This is a genomic window from Candidatus Poribacteria bacterium, assembly GCA_016866785.1.
Classification (GTDB): domain Bacteria; phylum Poribacteria; class WGA-4E.
Window position 1 is genome coordinate 1 of sequence record VGLH01000019.1, and the last position, 18,533, is coordinate 18,533.

At 65.2% G+C, this 18,533-nt stretch carries 17 protein-coding genes; 11 read left to right on the plus strand and 6 right to left on the minus strand.

The genetic code is table 11. The features are described from left to right. Nucleotides 1-209 precede the first annotated feature (209 nt). From FJZ36_04520 to FJZ36_04545, 6 genes are all read left to right on the plus strand, one after another. The gene (locus tag FJZ36_04520; GenBank protein MBM3214161.1) at nt 210-389 is read left to right on the plus strand and encodes a hypothetical protein; all 180 of its coding nucleotides are present in this window, start codon (nt 210-212) and stop codon (nt 387-389) included. Nucleotides 390-653: 264 nt separating this feature from the next. Next, nucleotides 654-1,562, plus strand: a complete 909-nt coding sequence (gene argF / locus FJZ36_04525; protein ID MBM3214162.1) for an ornithine carbamoyltransferase — start codon at nt 654-656, stop codon at nt 1,560-1,562. A gap of 18 nt (nt 1,563-1,580) precedes the next feature. Beyond that, the gene (locus FJZ36_04530) at nt 1,581-2,759 is read left to right on the plus strand and encodes an ABC transporter permease (protein MBM3214163.1); all 1,179 of its coding nucleotides are present in this window, start codon (nt 1,581-1,583) and stop codon (nt 2,757-2,759) included. A 1-nt stretch (nt 2,760) separates the two neighbouring features. Next, a complete protein-coding gene (locus tag FJZ36_04535; protein ID MBM3214164.1) occupies nt 2,761-3,459 on the plus strand; it encodes an ABC transporter ATP-binding protein in 699 nt (232 codons plus the stop codon). Nucleotides 3,460-3,468: 9 nt separating this feature from the next. Then, nucleotides 3,469-4,233, plus strand: coding sequence for an SDR family oxidoreductase (locus tag FJZ36_04540; protein ID MBM3214165.1), 765 nt, complete (start codon nt 3,469-3,471; stop codon nt 4,231-4,233). 49 nt (nt 4,234-4,282) lie between these two features. Then, nucleotides 4,283-5,452: a hypothetical protein gene (locus tag FJZ36_04545; protein ID MBM3214166.1), complete on the plus strand. Its 1,170-nt coding sequence runs from the start codon at nt 4,283-4,285 to the stop codon at nt 5,450-5,452. Between the two features lie 59 nt (nt 5,453-5,511). On the opposite strand, the gene FJZ36_04550 is transcribed toward FJZ36_04545, so the two are convergent. The 5 genes from FJZ36_04550 to FJZ36_04570 all read right to left on the minus strand — a co-directional run bounded on the left by FJZ36_04550 (nt 5,512) and on the right by FJZ36_04570 (nt 11,887). After that, nucleotides 5,512-6,834 carry a UPF0164 family protein gene (locus FJZ36_04550; GenBank protein MBM3214167.1) on the minus strand — a complete coding sequence of 441 codons (1,323 nt, stop codon included), beginning with the start codon at nt 6,832-6,834 and terminating at the stop codon, nt 5,512-5,514. Nucleotides 6,835-6,849: 15 nt separating this feature from the next. Continuing rightward, on the minus strand, nt 6,850-7,746 hold the full coding sequence (locus FJZ36_04555) for a hypothetical protein (GenBank protein MBM3214168.1): 897 nt from the start codon (nt 7,744-7,746) through the stop codon (nt 6,850-6,852). A 207-nt stretch (nt 7,747-7,953) separates the two neighbouring features. Then, the gene (locus tag FJZ36_04560; GenBank protein ID MBM3214169.1) at nt 7,954-9,105 is read right to left on the minus strand and encodes a M23 family metallopeptidase; all 1,152 of its coding nucleotides are present in this window, start codon (nt 9,103-9,105) and stop codon (nt 7,954-7,956) included. A gap of 39 nt (nt 9,106-9,144) precedes the next feature. Further along, nucleotides 9,145-11,091, minus strand: coding sequence for a DUF4091 domain-containing protein (locus tag FJZ36_04565; protein MBM3214170.1), 1,947 nt, complete (start codon nt 11,089-11,091; stop codon nt 9,145-9,147). Next, the gene (locus FJZ36_04570; protein ID MBM3214171.1) at nt 11,078-11,887 is read right to left on the minus strand and encodes an SDR family oxidoreductase; all 810 of its coding nucleotides are present in this window, start codon (nt 11,885-11,887) and stop codon (nt 11,078-11,080) included. Before FJZ36_04570 ends, FJZ36_04565 begins: the two co-directional genes overlap by 14 nt. A gap of 268 nt (nt 11,888-12,155) precedes the next feature. Here FJZ36_04570 and FJZ36_04575 point away from each other — a divergent pair, with 268 nt between their 5' ends. From FJZ36_04575 to FJZ36_04595, 5 genes are all read left to right on the plus strand, one after another. Further along, nucleotides 12,156-13,238: a Gfo/Idh/MocA family oxidoreductase gene (locus FJZ36_04575; protein ID MBM3214172.1), complete on the plus strand. Its 1,083-nt coding sequence runs from the start codon at nt 12,156-12,158 to the stop codon at nt 13,236-13,238. Between the two features lie 205 nt (nt 13,239-13,443). Further along, a complete protein-coding gene (uvrB, locus tag FJZ36_04580; protein MBM3214173.1) occupies nt 13,444-15,423 on the plus strand; it encodes an excinuclease ABC subunit UvrB in 1,980 nt (659 codons plus the stop codon). Continuing rightward, nucleotides 15,420-16,100, plus strand: coding sequence for an HAD-IA family hydrolase (locus tag FJZ36_04585; protein ID MBM3214174.1), 681 nt, complete (start codon nt 15,420-15,422; stop codon nt 16,098-16,100). The genes uvrB and FJZ36_04585 overlap by 4 nt, the downstream gene beginning before the upstream one ends. A 176-nt stretch (nt 16,101-16,276) precedes the next feature. After that, nucleotides 16,277-16,666 carry a pentapeptide repeat-containing protein gene (locus tag FJZ36_04590; GenBank protein ID MBM3214175.1) on the plus strand — a complete coding sequence of 130 codons (390 nt, stop codon included), beginning with the start codon at nt 16,277-16,279 and terminating at the stop codon, nt 16,664-16,666. Between the two features lie 9 nt (nt 16,667-16,675). Then, nucleotides 16,676-17,722 carry a glycosyltransferase family 9 protein gene (locus FJZ36_04595; protein ID MBM3214176.1) on the plus strand — a complete coding sequence of 349 codons (1,047 nt, stop codon included), beginning with the start codon at nt 16,676-16,678 and terminating at the stop codon, nt 17,720-17,722. Here FJZ36_04595 and fdhD read toward each other — a convergent pair. Beyond that, nucleotides 17,692-18,525 carry a formate dehydrogenase accessory sulfurtransferase FdhD gene (gene fdhD / locus FJZ36_04600; protein ID MBM3214177.1) on the minus strand — a complete coding sequence of 278 codons (834 nt, stop codon included), beginning with the start codon at nt 18,523-18,525 and terminating at the stop codon, nt 17,692-17,694. The genes FJZ36_04595 and fdhD overlap by 31 nt on opposite strands. Nucleotides 18,526-18,533: the final 8 nt, after the last annotated feature.

Sequence of the window (18,533 nt, forward strand, 5' to 3'; positions counted from 1 at the left end):
TACAAGGGAACCACGCGCGTGCATCTGGCGGGACGCTGGAAGCAGGGATGCAAGGAACCTCTTTGGGTTATCACGTCGTTGGAGCCGGAGAAGGGTCTCGAACTCTACGAGAAGCGCATGAAGAGAAGCGCAGGAAGATCGAGGAGAGTTTCAAAGACCTGAAGTCGCTTCTGCACCTGGACAGACTGATGAACAGGAGCCGGGGGCGGATGGAGAAGACGATCGCCTTGACGCTCATCGCCTACGCGTTGGCTACTTGGTGGGCGAAGCGGCGCGAGATGCTCTCTACGAGAAAAACACAGGAGTCCTACTCCCCGCTCTTCGTCCTCCTGAAACATCGGATCCCTCGCGCGCAAACGGATTCACGCTCGCCGTCGGATCGAGATTAGCCGTCATCGGATCCCTCGCGCGCACAAACGGACGCAGAACATCCGTCGCGACGCCTATCAACGGTGGATACTCCTCATCGCGCCCACTGTCCCAACTTAGCGGAGCAGGTCAGGCGAATTCCTTGACTACTCGCAACATGCCCGGCTATGCTTTGGCTTTCCTCACCTGCGGGAAGTCGACGAGCTGAGCCGCAGGCGTGTTCAAGGCGCGATGGATCGAACCGACTGGCGCGCCCACTCGTCGTAGAAACCCGAGGACGACCCATGCATTTCCTCACACTGAGCGACTACACGCGGGACGAACTCGACGCGATGATCGACCTGGCACTGGAGGTCAAGGGAGCGCCCGAACGCTACCGAACCGCCCTCCAGAACAAGGTGCTCGCACTCCTCTTCCTCAAGCATTCGACGCGGACGCGCGTGTCGTTTGAGGCGGGCATGGCACAGCTCGGCGGGTCGTCCAGCTATCTCAGCCCTGACACGACCCAGTTGGGCAGAGGCGAGACCCTGTCGGATACCGTGGGTTCCCTGTCGCGGTACGTCGACGCCATCGTCGCGAGGGTCTTCGAACCGGAGCAGCTTGCGGAGATCGCCTATTCCGCGAGCGTTCCCGTCATCAACGGGCTCACGAACTTCGACCACCCGTGTCAGGTGCTCAGCGATATCGTGTCGATCCTCGAACACAAGCGGCTGCTGAAGGGTCTGAACCTGACCTTCATCGGCGCGGCGGATAACAACATCGTCAACTCGCTGCTCCACATCTGCCCGCACTTCGGTGTGAACCTGACGATCTCCGCACCGGCGGGCCAGAGCCCCAACGGAACCGTCGTCCACGCCGCCCAAGCTGTCGGGAAGACCACGGGCTCGACGATCGGTCTCAACTCCGACCCCGTCGCCGCCGTGCGGAAGGCCGACGTCATCTACACGGACGTCTGGTTCTCCATGCACGAGACGCCGACCGACGAGGGCTTGGCGCTTTACAAACCGTATCAGGTGAACGCCGACCTGATGAGCAAGGCTCCGGCGGAGGCGATCTTCATGCATTGCATGCCGGTGCATCGCGGCTGGGAAGCCACGGACGAAGTCGCAGACTCGCCTCAGTCGATCATCTTCGATCAGGCGGAGAATCGGCTCCACACGCAGAAGGCGATCCTGCTGACTCTCCTGCGCTGAGCGCGGAGGCGGGAACCGATGCAAGCGCTCTTCCTCAGAGACATGGCATACCGTCGGCTGCGAGTGCTGCTGACGGTTCTCGGAATCGCCGTCCTGGCGACACTCATCCTGCTCTTCGGCGGAATCATGAACGGCCTGCGCTGGCAGGCGCGGCGATACGTCTCCTTCACAGGGGCGGACCTGTGGCTCTCGCGCGAGCGCTCCGGCGGCGTGTTCGTCGGGTTCACGCTGCTGAACCCGGAGTACATCGAGCCCGCCGTGCGGGGCAGCGCTGGGGGCCATCTCGACCCTGACAAAGACATCTCCCCCCTTATCTTCGCGCACGCCCGGCCGGTCATCCGACGAAACGGGCTGGAACACGAGGTCAAGGCGGTCGTCGTCGGATACCGCCTGGGGAGGCTTGGGGGGCCCGCCGCCAAAGACCTGCTGCGCGGACGGCTCTTCGTGCCGAGCCCGGAAGTCTATTCGCCGGAGCAGCAGCCCCCGATGGAGGCGGTCGTCGACGAGTCCCTCGGCTTGGAGATCGGCGAGTCGCTCGACATCGGCGGACACGAGATACAAGTCGTCGGGCTCGTGCGCAAGATGATGTTCGTCTTCGACACGCCGCTGGTCTTTGTCGACGTGCGCACGGCGCAGAAGGCGGTCCTCGCCGATGTCATCTATGTGAACACCTTCCTGGCGAAGCTGAAGCCCGACGAATCGCCGTCGGAAGTCGCCGCTGCACTTAACGACGCCAACCGAGGCATCCGCACGACGCTCGCCGTCGAGACGGCGACCTCCGGGGAGACGATCGGCTCCATTCTCAAGAACTTCGTCGACGAACCGATGAAGGGCGTCCAGTTCCTGCGCGTGATGCTCTGGCTGGCAGCCGGCTTGATCGTCGGGATGATCACCTACGTCACGACGATGGAGAAGACGCAGGAGGTCGGGGTCATGAAAGCCATCGGCGCGACGAACCGCTACGTGTTCCGCCTGATTCTGAACCAGGTGGTGCTCATGTCGGTCGCAGGCGTGGTTCTGGGCGTCGTGCTCGCGTTGGCTGCCGTCCCGGCGTTCCCGATCTTCGTGCTGCTGAACCCGATCGAGGCGACGATCATCAGCCTGCTGAGCGTGCTCGTCTGCATCGGCGGTGGCGTCTTCGCGGCGCTGAGGGCTCTGCGGGTCGATCCGATGGTCGCCTTCCGCGGGGAGCTCTGACGTGGCGCACGTCCTCGAAGGGATTGAGCTGAGTCGCCATTTCGGCGAGGGAGACGCCCGCGTCGCCGCTGTCGATGGCGTGAGCGTCGCCTTCGACAAGGGCGAGCTCGTCATGGTCACCGGCGACAGCGGATGCGGCAAGACGACGCTCATCAGCATGCTCGGCGCGATCTTGACGCCCAGCGCCGGGACCGTCCTGATCGACGGCGTCGAGGTCGATTTCCGCGACCGGGATGCCCTGCCGCGCCTCCGCCAAGAGAAGATCGGCTTCGTCTTCCAGCTCTTCCACTTGATTCCCTATCTGACGGCAGCTGAGAACGTCATGCTGGCGCTCGATATCGCTGGCGTGCGCGGCTCCGAGGCGGAAAGACGCTCCCAGGAGCTGCTGACCCAGGTGGGACTGGGGCATCGGCTGGAGCACCGACCCTCGCAGCTCTCCGGCGGCGAGAAGCAGCGCGTCTCGTTCGCCCGGGCACTAGCGAACCGTCCCAGCGTCATCTTCGCCGATGAACCGACGGCGAACCTCGACAGCACGCAGTCGCAGAACCTCCTCGACCTCATCCGCGAACTCCGCGAGCAGCACGAGACGACCATCATCGTCGTCACGCACCATCTTTCGCTCCAGCAGGACGCCGACCGCGTGCTCCACATGCGCGACGGACGACTCGTCGATCCCGTCGCGGACTCTCCCAATCGCTAAGGAGCCCCTATGCTCGCCATCGACCTGAGCGGCAGGCTTGCGCTCGTCACCGGCGCTTCCGGGCAACTCGGTCGCGTCATCGCCCGTACGCTCGCCACAGCGGGAGCTGATATCGCGGTTCATTACCTGACCAACCGCGAGCAGGCGGACACCGTATGCGCGGATATCCGCTCGTTGGGACGGCGCGCCGCCGCCGTACAGGCAGACGTCGGCGACCAGGAATCGGTGGAAGCAATGCAGCGGACCGTCGCGGAGCAACTCGGAGAGCCCGATATCGTCGTCTGCAACGCGGTTTCGCAGTACCGATGGACGACCGTCCTCGAACAGGAGGTCGCCGACTACGAGAGCCAGTTCCGCTCGTGCGTCATGCAGAACGTCCTCATGGCGAAGGCGTTCGCGCCGGCGATGATTGCCAGAGGGTGGGGACGCTTCGTCGCCACGAGCACGGAATGCGCCATGCAGAACGCCCCGAACCAGTCCGCCTACGTCTCCGGAAAACGGGGCATGGACGGCGTTCTGAGGGTTCTGGCAAAGGAACTGGGACCCAACGGCATCACCGTGAACCAGGTCGCTCCCGGCTGGACGATCAGCGAGCGGCATCGCGCCTCCGGCACGGAGCGCAGCGAGTCCTACGAGCGCAACGTGCCGCTGCGACGGCGCGGCGAGGACTTCGACATCGCCAACGCCGTGGCGTTCTTCGCGTCCGATCTGGCGGGGTTCATCACCGGCGTGTTCCTGCCGGTCAGCGGCGGAACCGTCATGCCCGCCATCTGACGGCGGCACGTGACACCGCCGCAGGCGTCGGCTACGAATCTGACGGGCGATGCCGAACCGTGGAGCCTCCCGCATGGACCCACGCACACGCGTCTTAGCGGCTCTCGCTGGCAAGATGCCCGACCGCGTGCCGATCCACCACATCGGGTTTTCGAGCGCGGCGGCGTCCCTTGTGCTCGGACGCGAGGCGTACGTCGGCGGCGGAGTACAACAGTTCCGCGAGGCGACCGCGCTCTGGGAAGGCGAAGACGCCCATCGCGGTTTCCTCCACCGGTCTCTTGAAGACGCGTTCGACCTCGCGCAGGCGCTCCACCAAGACATACTGCGCCTTCGTTACTGGCGCATGCCCACCAAGCCCACCGCCCGACTCAGCGAGACGACCTTCCTCTACGGCGATCAGGAGAGCGCCTGGCGCATCATGCGCTACGACCCCGACACGGAGCTCTACCAGGTCGTCGCCCGGCATCCGGTGGAGACGGCGCAGCCGTCGTTCGAGTCCATCGAAGCGATGATCGTGCGCCACGAAGAAGCGCTCGACCGCGCTGGCGATAGCATCGAGAGCTTCCCCGACATTGAGGAGCTCATCCGCACCTACGCGTCGTGCTATGTCGTGCGCGTCGAGGGCGGCTCGCTGGCGATTCCGTACGAACCGGTCTGGCTGGAGGCAGTTGTCGCACGCCCCGATCTGGTGGGCAGGTTCCTCGACGTGCAGATGCGGCACGGACTGCGGCGCATCGCGGGACTCGAACGGGCAGGCGTGCGCGTCGTGTTCGGGGGCGGGGATTTGGCGAGCTCGGCGGGGCCGTTCTATTCGCCCGAAGCGTTCCGGTCGCTGATGCTGCCGAGGCTCCAGCGCCTAACCGACGCCTGCCACCAGCGCGGCATGTACTACCTGTTCGGGACGGATGGGAATACCTGGGAGATCGCCGACGACCTGCTGGGCGCGTCAGGCGTCGATGGCTACTTCGAGATCGATCGAGCCGCTGGCATGGACATGAACCGACTGCGAGAGCGGTTCCCCGACCTGGTTCTCATCGGGAACGTCAGTTCCCTGACGCTCCATCGCGGCGGGCCCACCGACGTGGACGCCGAGACGCGCTCGTGCCTGGAGGCTGCGTCGGCGGGCAGGGCGATCGTCGGGGTGTCCAACTACGTTCTCAAGGGGACCCCGCCCGTCAACCTTCGCGCTATGATGCGCGCGATCGAAAGTGCTCTCTGACGGGCCCGGGCACAAGAGATGGCGGGTCGCCCCGCCATCCCTCGTCCTCTCCTAATCGCCTAGAACACGAAACGCACGTTCCCCGACAGCCAGTCGGCTTCGAGGTCCCCGTAATAGGCGACGCCCACTTCGAGAACTGCCAGCCGCACGGTCGCCCCTGCCGTGAGGAACCCCTGGTTGTTGCCGATCCTGCCCGTGACGCGGAACGGACTCCGTGGGAACAGCGTCGCCTCCGCGCCGAGATGGAGCTTGTCGGCAATCGTGCGGTTGCGGAAATCGACGAGGAAGTCGTCTCCTGCGCCGTTGCTGAGGCTCGCCGCGACGAGGACATCCAACAGCGCGTTGTCCATCTTCAGGAACTGCAGCGGGCGTCCCGCGACGGCGATCGTGCGCGTGGCGGGGAACTTCTCGTCGCCCAGCTTGGACGCCAGGTTCCGAAGGACGAGGGCTGTCGTCAGGTAGTCCGTGTGGTCCACCTGGAACCCCGCGTCGATCCCGAAGCCCGTCTCCTTGGTCGTGTTCCCTTCGAGGAAGTCCAGCGCGTCGGCGAACGAGTCGATCGACCCATCGTCGAGCATGGACGTATCGAAATGCTCGGCGCGAAACGCCTCCGGGTCGAGCATATCGATGATCGCGAAGCGATCGTTCATGTACCGCCGCGAGATGATGCGGTAGGAGAGCCCGCATCTGGCTCTGTCGATGAGAGGCAGGTCCGGCAGGTCCATCTCGCCGGCGACCGCCGCGCGCACGGTCAGGATGTCCGCCGCCGCCTGGAGCACGATGTCGTCGTCGAGCACGTCCAGCACGGGAGAGCCCCAGCGCAGCCCCGCGCGCTCCATCCGGGCCCCGACTAGCACCTGATTCGACACAGACGCCCCACCGACCAGCCGGATGCCGGCGACGTCGGGTAATGGCAGGACGACGGAGGCGACGGGAACGTGCGCAACGCCTTTCAGGTTCTCCGCCCGGATGCGCTCCAGCCGATCTACGATGACTTGGGCTTCCGGCGTCGTCAGCACGTTTGCCGGATCGCCTTCCGCCTTGCCGACGAGCGCATCGATGTCTCTCGTCAAGTCCTCGAACTCGGCGGCTTCTTCGGCCAGGTCGCGCGTTGCCCTGCCCTGCATGAACAGGTCTAAGCTGAACCGTCGGAAGTGGGCGATCCCCGCCGGATTGTATTCGAACGCGCTGGAGTCGTTGGCGACGGCTTCGTACGCCTCGCCCATGCCCATCGCGCGGATGCCCCGGTTCAGGAGCGTCGGAGCCTTCGCGTCGCCGGACGCGCCGACGGGCCCGATCACGAACACGGCGAGCACGGCGAGAACGCCGGCGCATCGGGACGCAGAGGAGCGCATGGCGGTTCGGTGGCGTCTTCGATCCATCGCGGGTGTCCCCTTCTACTGCACGATGTTCAACAGCTCCGCGGGGAGCGCCTCAAGCGTGAATCCCCAACTCTCGACCTCGCGCAGGATTTCGGCGGCGAGCTGCTCGTTGACGGTCGTATCCAGGTCGTCGAGCGCATTCTTGAGCTGTGGCGAGATTTCGTTCGCCAGGAGCACCGCCTGAGCCACATGGTAGATGGCGCTTCGTCGGAACACAGTGGGATCCAAGTCGGGAGTCAGCCCTCCGACGTTGATCTTGCCGCCCGTCAGAAGCGCGACGGCGTCCAACACCGCCTGCCGCTGCTCCGGTCCGAACAAGGCGATCACCTCATCCGGACTCATGCCTTGGATGTCCACGAGCAGTTGGAACTCGTACACCTTGCCCGACACCAGGTCTCTCGGATAGGCGATCTGGAAGAGGTCCTCTCCCGCTTGCTGCAGCCGCGATACGGCGTCCAGCGCGTAGAGATAGCCCAAGTACAGATGCACCAGCGCTTGATCGCTCGTGGACAGTCCCAAGTCCTTGAGCTGCGCAGGCGACGCGGGCACGTTGCGCTCGAGCGCCATCAGCTCCAGCGGGTCGAGCGACACTTCCATGGCGTCGAAGACGTTGTAGAACTCGGTGATCGCCACTTCCAGGTTGTCCTGCGTCTCCGGCTTCGCCAGCTCGTCTGGATCGGGCAGGACTTCGCGCAGCGAATCGAGTTCCGACACGTTCTCGAACGAAATCTCGATGTTGGCAGCCTTGAGAGCGGCTTCGGCGGCAGCGAGGGCTCGGTTCGCCTCTTGCACGGCTGCCGGCAGGTCCTCCTCGCGCATCTCGTCCCGACTCGAGCATCCGAACGGCATCGCGATCAAGACGCCTAGCAGCAGGCCGCTCGCCAACCTGCCGACGGCGCGCCAACGGTTCATGACCTATCCCTTCTTGAGTCGTCTCTTGAGTCGTCTCTTGAGTCGTCGCAAGACCTGTGGCGGTGACGCCACTTGGTCTCGCAGTGATCGAGGGTCTCGGATGTGCGGCAGTCCGGACCGGACCCGACAAGAAAACGGCGAAGCGGCAGTACCACTTCGCGCGATATCCTGATTCAGTATGGTGAAACGCATTGACGAGCGCTGGGTTCAGCGGCGCAGAACGCTGACCGGATCGAGCGACTTTCCGTCGCGCCAGACCTCGAAGTGCAGGTGCGGTCCCGTCGTGTAGCCGGTGTCGCCCACGAGGGCGATTCGCGCCCCCTGCTTCACCTTCTGACCGCGCTTTACGAGAATGCGCGAAGCGTGGGCGTATCGGGTGGAGTACCCGCTTTCGTGATCGACCACGACCAGGTTCCCGTAGCCTCCCAGGCGTCCTGCGTAGCTCACGGTTCCACTGCGCGCTGCGCGGATCGGGTATCCCGAGCCCGTCGCGTAATCGACGCCCTTGTGCATCGTCCACCGCCCGCTGATGGGGTGGGTTCGGTAGCCGTAGCCCGACGAGATGGGCCCCGGCGCAGGCGAGGCGAATCGCTCGGCTCGCGTGCGGTTCCTGCCCACCGCGACGGCGTTCGTGCGTCCGGTCCGGATCAGGAACCGAGGAATCTTCGCCGACGGCAGGAACAACTCCTGACCGACCTTGACGACGTCCGGGTCCTCCAGCGCGTTGGCGTCGACGATCTTGTCGATCGTCACGTCGTACGCAAGGGAGATGTCTTCGAGCGTGTCGTCTTTCTCGATGACATGCAGCAAGCCGCGCCGATCCGGCACGCGGAGCTTGTCGCCGGGATGGATCGACCGGCTGCTCTTGAGCCGGTTCACGCTGAGCAGCGTGTACCAATCCACTCGGTAGCTGCGTGCGATCACGGATAGGCTTTCGCCGCGCCGCACCTCGTGGGTGACGTACTGAACGCCCGCCTTCCGTTGAGATGCGGGCGTCTCCTGCGCGGCAACACGCGCGCTCGACTTCCCCGCCGCGACACGCGCAGGCTCCGGCGTATCGGCAACGGACATGTCAGGCGTCTCCGCAGGCTCGGTGGCGTCGATCACCTGCGCGTCGCGCGCGAACGCGCGAGCTCCGCCCAGGTGTGGCAGTTGGAACGACGCGATTTCGGTATCGTTGGTGGACGATTGCGGCTTCGGAATCGCCAGAACCATCATCGCGAAGGCAGACGCCAAGGAGAGAATGAAGTATGCCCAAGCGCGGACTCGACCCGCGCGTTCCTGGCGCGCCTTGCGGCTGTAGCGGTTCCCCCGCTTCGGTTGTTCGGAGCGCAACTCGTCCAGTCGTCGTAGCTCCATCGCTTCTCCTTCCGTGCGAGCCCTTGCCGTGTCAGGGCATCAGCGCGGCGACGGCAGTTCGTGCGCGCCGCAGAACGCGCCCAGTCGCTCCAGCGCCTGCGCGATTCGAGCGCGATGCTCGTAGATGGCGGCTGGATCGGTCGCGAACTCCGTCATGCTCTTTGAAATGGCATCGGGAACCATCAACAGGTCTTCGCTCTGCGCCAGATGAGGCTCGATCTCCGCGTTCGCGTCGCTCGACAGATTCGCCAGCGATGCCCGGATGACCTTCACCGTCTCGCGCAGGAGCCACAGGTATTCGTAGTCTTCGATCCCTTCGCGCAGCATCTCCCACCGGATTGAGCTCGCGGGCCCGTCCAGCGACTTGCGCGGCGACGTCCCGACCGTCTCCGGCGGCGGGTAGATGAACCGTCCGTCGCCGTTGCCCCAGTGACCGACATGCCCCGGTTCGCGCCCGTAACCGGTCTGGTAGCTCATCGGGTCGGCGTAGGGATCCTGGATGCCGTCGGGGAACGCGAGGTCACTCGTCCAGTAGTTCGATTGCCAGACGAGGATGCCATCCACGCCGTACTTCCACGTCTGCCAGAGCCAGACGCGCAGCTCCGTCGCCGGGTGGTCGGTGAACAGCGTTACGTAGGGAGCCTTCGGCGCGGTGCAGATGTACCACCAGAACCGCTCGCCCTTCTCTCGGCGCGGTTCCGCCAGTTCTGGATCGAAGTCGGGCGTCATCGCGCACCAGAGCTCGACGTAGCCATGCAGCGCTTCGGACGGTTCCTCCGTCAGCATCCGATTCAGTTTCGGCGCGGCTTGGCGAATGTTCTCCATCCCCGCCTTGACGAAGTCGAAATCCTTGGGTTCCGGCTCGTCGAACCAGTAGATGTACGCCTTGTCGAGCCAGCCCTTCTCTTCGAGGTGAGTCTCGATCTGCTGAGCGTATTGACGGAACAGCCGGTTGTACTCAGGAGAGCCCTGCGCGTGACCGAAGAACTCGCCAGCGTGGTGCGAGTGGAAGGTTCCTCCTCCGACGCCTCTCAGCGGCAGGCGCAGCGAGTTGAACCCGAACTCGTCGAAGTAGCGCGATGCCGCCGCATCGAAGCGCGTGAAGTCGACGCGGATCTGAGACGGCGTGACGCTCTCGTCGAGGCGCACCTCGATGGGATCCAGCGATGTCGGGTCGTAAGGCGAGATGCGATGCGCCGAAAAACTCCGATAGTAGCGGTCGACGACGGTGCGAAGCTCCTCGTCCGTATCCAGTCGGTGGTACCGTCGGACGACGCCCGGCGAGAACCCGAACGCCGTCTGGACGTGCGTTTCCCGCGGCAGGGCGAAGTCCCACACGTGCAGCCGGTAGGGAACCTCGGAGCTCCAGTCCTCCGCGTCGAGCGAGATGGCGCCGCTGTAGTCGCCGGGCGTCGCGTCGCTCGGAATGTACACGGTGACCCAGATCGGCACGTTGACGCCCGCTGTCAGATCGAACGGCTCCTGGATCGACGCGATCGGATCGGGCCAAGCGCCCACGGAGCCCGTGTTGTCGGTCGGCTTCGTCACGGGAACGTAGAGGACTCGCGCCACGGAGACATGCCGAGATGCGATCTCCGCGCTGCCAGAGGACTTGAGCCCGGACGCCGTCACGCGAAGCCGCCGGAGATGACGTTTGGGGCGGATGACGATCTGGAAGGATTCGTACTCATGGCGGGCGGCGGAGATGGTCGCGGCTTCCGCGACCGCAGTCGGCACGTCGCGGCGCTTGCCGACCTTGCGGGTGGCGTCCGCCCACCAGACATCTGCAGCGGACGTCGCGAGCAGCGTCTGCCCGTAGTCGGAAGCTGTCAGCGGTGAAGCCATGAGCGTCTCTGTCTGGATGATGATTCGGGCGAACGCGACGATCAAGACCAGGTGAAGAGGCGCCGCAACGGCTGCCAGGATACTATACGTCCCTCGACAGCAGCCGGTTGCATGGCGAATCTCTCGCCTAGTCTGCCGCATCGCCCAGGTTCCATCCGCCGTCGAGAACGGCGATGCGCCCCGTCTTGTAGTGCGCGCGCGGATGCGCGAGCGTCAGCGTCTCGAAGACGACGGCGTCCACGTCGGCGAACTTCGTCACCGGCAGCTTGCCTTCGCGCAGCGCCTCTTCCTTCCTGCCGATCGTCGCCAAGCCCATGCCGGCGTACACGACGCCGACCGCGACCACGTGCACATTGATATCGTCGGAACGTAGCTCCAGCGCCAGCGCGCGCATCCGACGCTCCATCGAGCGCTTCGATTCCGCGTAGCGCTTCAGGTACTCCGCGCTGAATGACTTCCATTCCGTGACGTAGGACGACAGCGAGATGATCGCCCCGCGCGTCGGCGTCTGCGGCGAGGCGTGTGCGTTCTGTCGAATCGCCGCAGCGGCTTCCCGCGCGAAGTCGGTCGGGGCGACCGCGTTGATCGTGCGCTGATCCCGAACGCGAGCGGGCGTCAGATCGTCGCGATAGCAGACACCCGCACTGTTGATCAGGACGTCGAGCCGACCGAACCGACTGAGCACTTCGTCGAGAACCCGCCGCCGATCCCGTCGGCTCTTGATGTCAGCGCGCAGGAGCACTAGGCGCCCGTCACGGACTGCCTCGGTTTGGTCTTTACGAATAGAGGCTTCGGCTTCGATGGACGCCGGCGACGCCCCGCGATGGAAGGCGAGAACACGGGCGCCGGCTTCGAGGAATCCGTCGGCGATGGCTCGCCCGATCCCTCGGGTGCCCCCGGAAACGATGACTGCACGTCCCTGGTGGCTCAGGGACATTGGGTCTCAACCATCGGTGCTCCGTTCGGCGGGAGCGTTGTGGCGTCCTTGCTGCGTCGAGACTGCGCCGGAATCAAGTCGTCGCTCAGGATAACATATGAATCTGACGGAAGCAAGGCGAGTCTCCAGATGGCGTTGACGTCGGTTCTCGCGACGGCGATACTGCGTGTGCGCAGAGCACCCGGTTCCGCGCCTGCCCAGCGCGGATCACCAGATGCCAGCGTTCATCGGCTCGTGCAGGCTATCCAGCTCGGGAAGGGACTTCGGAATGAAGATCGGGATCGTCGGCTGCGGGAACATCAGCGGCGCTTACTTCGGCGGCGCGCAGAAGACGGATGTCGTCGAGATCAAGAGTTGCGCCGACCTCAATATGGACGCCGCGCGGCGTCAGGCGGAGAAGCACGGCTGCGAAGCCGTCACTGTCGACGCCCTGCTGGCGGACCCCGAAATCGAGCTCGTCGTCAACCTGACGATCCCCCGGGCTCACGCTGAGGTCGCTCTCCGCGCCATCGAGGCTGGCAAGCACACCTACAGCGAGAAGCCGTTCGCCGTCGACGTCGCCAGCGGTAAGCGCGTCATCGACGCGGCGCGCGCGAAGGGCGTACGGGTCGGATGCGCGCCGGACACGTTCCTCGGCGCGGGCATCCAGACGTCGCGCAAGGCGCTGGACGGCGGAGCCATCGGCAAGCCGCTTGCCGGTTCCGCCTTCATGTGCGGACATGGACACGAGAGCTGGCATCCGAACCCGGCGTTCTACTATGACATCGGCGGCGGGCCCATGTTCGACATGGGGCCCTACTACGTGACGGCGCTCGTCAACATCCTGGGACCCGCCAAGCGCGTCGCGGCGGTCACGAGCAAGGGCTTCGACGAGCGTATCGCCACAAGTGAAGCCGCGAAGGGCTTGCGCATCCCGGTCAACACGCCGACGCACCTCGCCGGAACCATCGAGTTCGCCAACGGAGCCGTGGTCACGATGATCATGAGCTTCGACATGTGGCGGCACGGACTCCCCTGCATCGAGCTCTACGGCACGGAGGGCTCCATACGCGTTCCCGACCCCAACGGGTTCGGCGGAACCGTCTCGGTCAGCAAGGCGCGGGAGGACTGGCAGGAGGTCCCCCTCGCGTTCCCGAACAACGCGCGGATGATCGGCGTCATCGACATGGCGCAGGCGATCCGGTCCGGACGCCCTCACCGCGCGAACGGCGAGCTCGCCTACCACGTGCTGGAGGTCATGGCGTCCTTCGAGCGGTCATCCGTGACGGGCAGACATGTCGAGATCAGCACGCAGATCGAGCGCCCTGCTGCGATGGCGCTGGGCTTGGCGGAGTGGGAGATCGACAAGTAGCCGCAGACCCGTCCCGCGCGAGCGTGATGCCTTGACTCTAGGCTCCCGTTTCCGCGGGAGCGACGTGTGGTCGTGCTCCGCGCCTGGTGGTTCGTCATTCCCGCGAAAGCGGGAATCCAGAATACAATCGCACGCTTGCTCGTACGTCCCTGGCGACCTACTCTAGGTCGTAGCAACGCGTCCACGTACCGCCAGGGGCGTTCCCATGCCCGACCTGCAAGTCGTCTCCGAGTTCGAACCCGCCGGTGACCAGCCCAGAGCCATCGACGGGCTGGTCGAAGGGCTCCGCGCCAACGAGCCCTACCAGACGCTCCTCGGCGTCACCGGCAGCGGCAAGACGTTCACGATGGCGCACGTCATCGAGCGCGTCCAAAAGCCCACGCTCGTCATCTCGCACAACAAGACGCTCGCCGCGCAACTCTTCGGGGAGTTCCGCGAGTTCTTTCCCCACAACGCCGTCCACTACTTCGTCAGCTTCTACGACTACTACCAGCCGGAAGCCTACATCCCCTCGACGGACACCTACATCGAGAAGGACCTGCTTCGTAACGAGGAGATCGAGAAGTACCGGATGATGTCCACGGCGTCGCTCCTGACGCGCCGGGATGTCATCGTCGTCGCCAGCGTGTCGTGCATCTTCGGCATCGGCTCGCCGGAGGAGTACCAGCGGCAGAACATCACGCTGAAGGTGCGCGACCGGGTTCGCCGCAACGAGCTCATCCGACAGCTCGTCGAGATCCGCTACAAGCGGAACGACTACGACTTCTCGCACGGCTGCATCCGATCGCGCGGCGACGTCATCGAGGTCTTCCCGGCGTACAGCGACAACGCCTACCGGATCGAGCTCTTCGGCGACGAGATCGAGCGCATTCGCGAGATCGACACGGTCACTGGCGAGATCGTCGCGACGCTCGACAACGTCGTCATCTTCCCGGCGTACCACTTCATGACCGCGCCGGAGCGGATGGAACGCGCCCTGCTCGACATCGAGCTGGAGCTCCAGAGCCGTATCGAGTGGTTCATCCAAGAAGGCAAGCTGCTCGAAGCCCAGCGGATCGAGCAACGGACGCGGTTCGACCTGGAGATGCTCCGCGAAGTCGGTTCCTGCCAGGGCATCGAGAACTACTCGCGCCATCTCGACGGCAGACAGCCCGGAGAACCCCCGTACTGCCTCATCAACTTCTTCCCGGACGACTACCTGCTGATCATCGACGAGTCACACGTCACGCTGCCGCAGCTACGAGGTATGTACTTCGGCGACCGCTCCCGGAAACAGACGCTCGTGGACTACGGGTTCCGCCTGCCTTCGGCGCTGGACAACCGTCCCCTACGGTTCGAGGAGCTCCAGAAGCTCCTGAACCAGGCGATCTTCGTCTCCGCGACACCGGGCCCCTACGAGCTGGATGTCTCCGAGCGCGTCGTCGAGCAGGTCATCCGCCCGACCGGACTTGTCGACCCGGAGATGCTCATCGTCCCAACGCGCGGGCAGATCGACCATCTCATCGGTGAATGCCGCAAGCGCGTTGCCAAGAAGCAGCGAGTCCTCGTGACGACCTTGACCAAGCGGATGTCCGAGGACCTGACCGACTACCTCACCGAGGTCGGTCTCCGCGTCCGGTATCTCCACTCCGAGATCGACACGCTGGAACGCACGGACATCCTGCGCGACCTGCGCGAGGGCAAGTTCGACATCCTCGTCGGCATCAATCTGCTGCGAGAGGGGCTCGACCTGCCGGAAGTCTCCCTCGTCGCCATTCTCGACGCCGACCGCGAGGGGTTCCTGCGCTCCGAGACGTCGCTCATTCAGACCGCCGGACGCGCCGCACGCAACGCCGAGAGCACCGTGATCCTCTACGCCGACAACCTCACCGGCTCGATGGAACGCGCCATCGCCGAGACGACGCGTCGCCGCACGCTTCAGCTCGAGTTCAACGAGAAACATGGGATCGTCCCCCGCACCATCGTCCGGGGCGTCCATGCCTCACTGCACCTCGACGAGACGCCGGACGAGAAAGACCTCGACGCGCCGCTCATGGTCGCCGAAGGCGCGGACGCCGAGGACGTCGCCGCGATCATCGCCTCGCTCGAAGCCGAGATGCGGAATGCCGCGCAGGCGCTGGAGTTCGAGAAGGCGGCGGCTCTGCGCGACCAGATTCAGGAACTGCGCGAAGGGCTGGGCGAGTGAGTTCCAGACCCCTGCGAGCCGTCTTCTTCGACATGGACGGGCTCATCATCGACACGGAGTCGCCGGATTACGCCGTGTGGAGGGACGTTCTGTCGGAACGCGGGTTTGAGCTCCCGATGAGACTCTGGTCCACCTGCATCGGCACTTACGGAGGGATCGACGGCGTCTTCGAGACGCTGGGCGTTCCCGATGACGTGCGCCAGGACGCGCGAGCCGTGAAGCGGGATCGCTATCGGGCGGCTGTCGCGGCGGCGATGGTTCCACTGCCGGGGTTCCCGGAGCTCTTCGGTTGGCTTCGGTCGCAGGACGTTCAGTGCGCCGTCGTTTCGACATCGTCGCCTGACTGGGTCGAGTTCGTGTTGGGTGGACTCGCCATCGCCGACGCGTTCGACTTCGTCTTGTCCGGAGGCGACGTCGCGCGAGGGAAGCCGCATCCCGATCTTTACGAGCTTGCCGTACGCAAGGCGGGCAGTCCTATCGAGGAGTGCATCGCGTTCGAGGACTCGGCGAACGGCGTCCTCGCCGCGTCGCGGGCTGGCGTGTCCGTCGTCGCCGTGCCAAACACCATGACCGAAGATCAGGATTTCTCGCGGGCGACGGCGCGCGTATCGTCCCTGGAACACGTTGACGGGGCGTTCCTGCGAAGCCTCGGCTACGAGGTCGCCGACTCGTCCTGAAAGGTCAACATGCGACGAGGGAACGCCGATAGACGATTGGCGGAGCTCGAGGACGAACTGAGCCTGGCGCGCTGGGAGCATCGGCGGCGGCGCATCTTCTGGATCGTCGGAGCGCTTCTCGTCGCCGGGTTCGTCCTGTTCTGGGTCTTCTGATCGCCGGGTGACATGGACTGCACATGGCGGAATACGCGTTCGACGACAGCTTCAGCGCGGAACCGGAACGGGAGCGCTCGCGGCAGAGAGTTGAGCGCCAAGCCGTCCTCCTGTGGGTCGCCTTCGACGACTTGGACTCGCTGCGCGACGCCGACCTGACGGGCATGGACCTCTCCGGCGCCGACCTGTGGGGAGTCGATTTCCGTCGGCTCGACCTGCGCGGATGCCGGTTCGACGGAAGCAACTTCCTGGGCGCAGACCTGCGCAACGCGGATGTCCGAGGCTGCAGCTTCCGCGATGTCTACCTCGGTCACACCCACATGGCGGGCGCGATCTACGACGACGACACCGTGTTCCCCGACGACTTCGAGCCGGTCGAGAACCTGATGCTGTTCTTCGGCGCCGAACTCTAGCGCGAGTCCATGGGCGAACGGCTGCTGTTCCTCGTGTCGTGGCTCCTGTGGAGGATCGCGTTCGCCCACCGACGCCTGCCGGAACATCCGCGAGCCATCCTCGTCGTCAAGCTCGATCATCTGGGAGATGCCATCCTTGCGACGCCCGTCCTGACGAACCTACGACGCCACTTCCCGGACGCGCGTATCGACCTGCTCTGCGCTCGGTGGAACCGCCCTGCCTTCGCCGTGAACCCAAACGTCAACCGCATCCTGGAGCTCAACCCGCGCACGTTCCGCCGGTCGGGTCCGCGTGACCGCTTCGGGCGCGTCCGGCAGGCGCTCTTGGCGCTGAGAGGCTCGCACGACATCGTCATCACGCTCAGAGGAACCGGGTCGTGCCTGCTGCTCGCCAAGGGCTTCTGGCTCGACCGGGGGGCGGTGCGCGTCGACGCAGCGCTACGCCGACGACCCAAGCCGATTCACGAAGCCGACATCATGCTGTCGCTGCTTGAGTCGGCGGGGATCACCGTCCGCACGCGCGAGCCGCAGTTCTTCATCCCGGATGACACAGAACCCGCCTCGGAAGCGTTAGCCCGATTCGGCGTGCCGACCGACCTGCCCATCGTCGCGATGCACGTCGGTTCGCCGGTTCCCGAGAAGCGGTGGGTTCCCCGAAGGTACGCCGGGTTGGCGAACCGTCTGATTCAGGACGGGATGCGCGTTCTGCTGCTGGGAACGGCGGCAGAGGAGGCGATGTCCGCCGAAGTGCTGCGCGACATCACCGGCTCGGCGCACGACCTGACGGGCAAGACGAGCCTGGCGCTGACGGCGCGGCTTCTGTCGAGCTGCGCGGCGTTCGTCGGGAATGACTCGGCGCCGATGCACTTGGCGGCGGCGTTGGGAACACCGACGTTGGGGCTCTTCTTCGCCAGCGACCCGACGCGCTTCGGGCCCCGAGGTTCCTGCGCCCGGTTCCTGAGCGCATCCGACCCTCGTGCCCTGACCGTGGATGACGTGTATCGAGCCGTCCGAGAGATGCTAGGTCAGACGACGATCCGCTCCGGCGCGGAGTAGACATTCATCCGTCCATCGCGCAGGAACCCGACGAGCGTCATGCCGCTCTCCAGCGCGAGGTCCACGGCGAGGCTCGACGGAGCCCCGACGGACGCCAGCAGCGGAACTGCCGCTGTCAGGCATTTCTGGACGATCTCGAAGCTCGACCGCCCGCTGACGAGGACGATCCGCTTGTCCAGCGGCGTTCGCTCGTCGATCCACTCGCGCCCCACGAGCTTGTCGACGGCGTTGTGCCGCCCGATGTCCTCGCGGAGCGACAGCAGGTTCCCCTCGAGGTCGAACAGCCCCGCCGCATGGACGGCTCCCGTGCGGTCGAATCCTGCCTGCGCCGTCCGAAGCACGTCGGGCATCCGTCCGAGCACCGTCGGTGAAACCTTCCAGTCCGACGCGAGCTCCGGGAATCCGATGTTGTGAATGCCTTCGATGGACGTGCGGCCGCAGACGCCGCACGAGGTGTTCACCATGAGCGTCCGCTTGTGCTCTCGCCCGACGCCGGAATGGTCGTCGGGCAGCGTGACGACGATGGCGTTCGCCCGCAGTTCCTTGGGAAGTCGGCGATCCGTCGAGTGGCTGATGTCGAGGACGTCGTCGCGCGACCGGATGATGCGCTCGCCGAAGAGCAGACCGGCGGCGAGCTCGTCGTCGTTGCCCGGCGTGCGCATCGTCGCCAGGAGCGTGCTCACGCGCTCCCGATGCCGGATGCGGATTTCGAGAGGTTCTTCGACGGCGACCGTGTCGAGCGTCCTCTCGGAGCGCTCGCCGATGACGCGAAGTATCTGGGAGTGTTCGGATGCGGATCGCATCGTCGCTC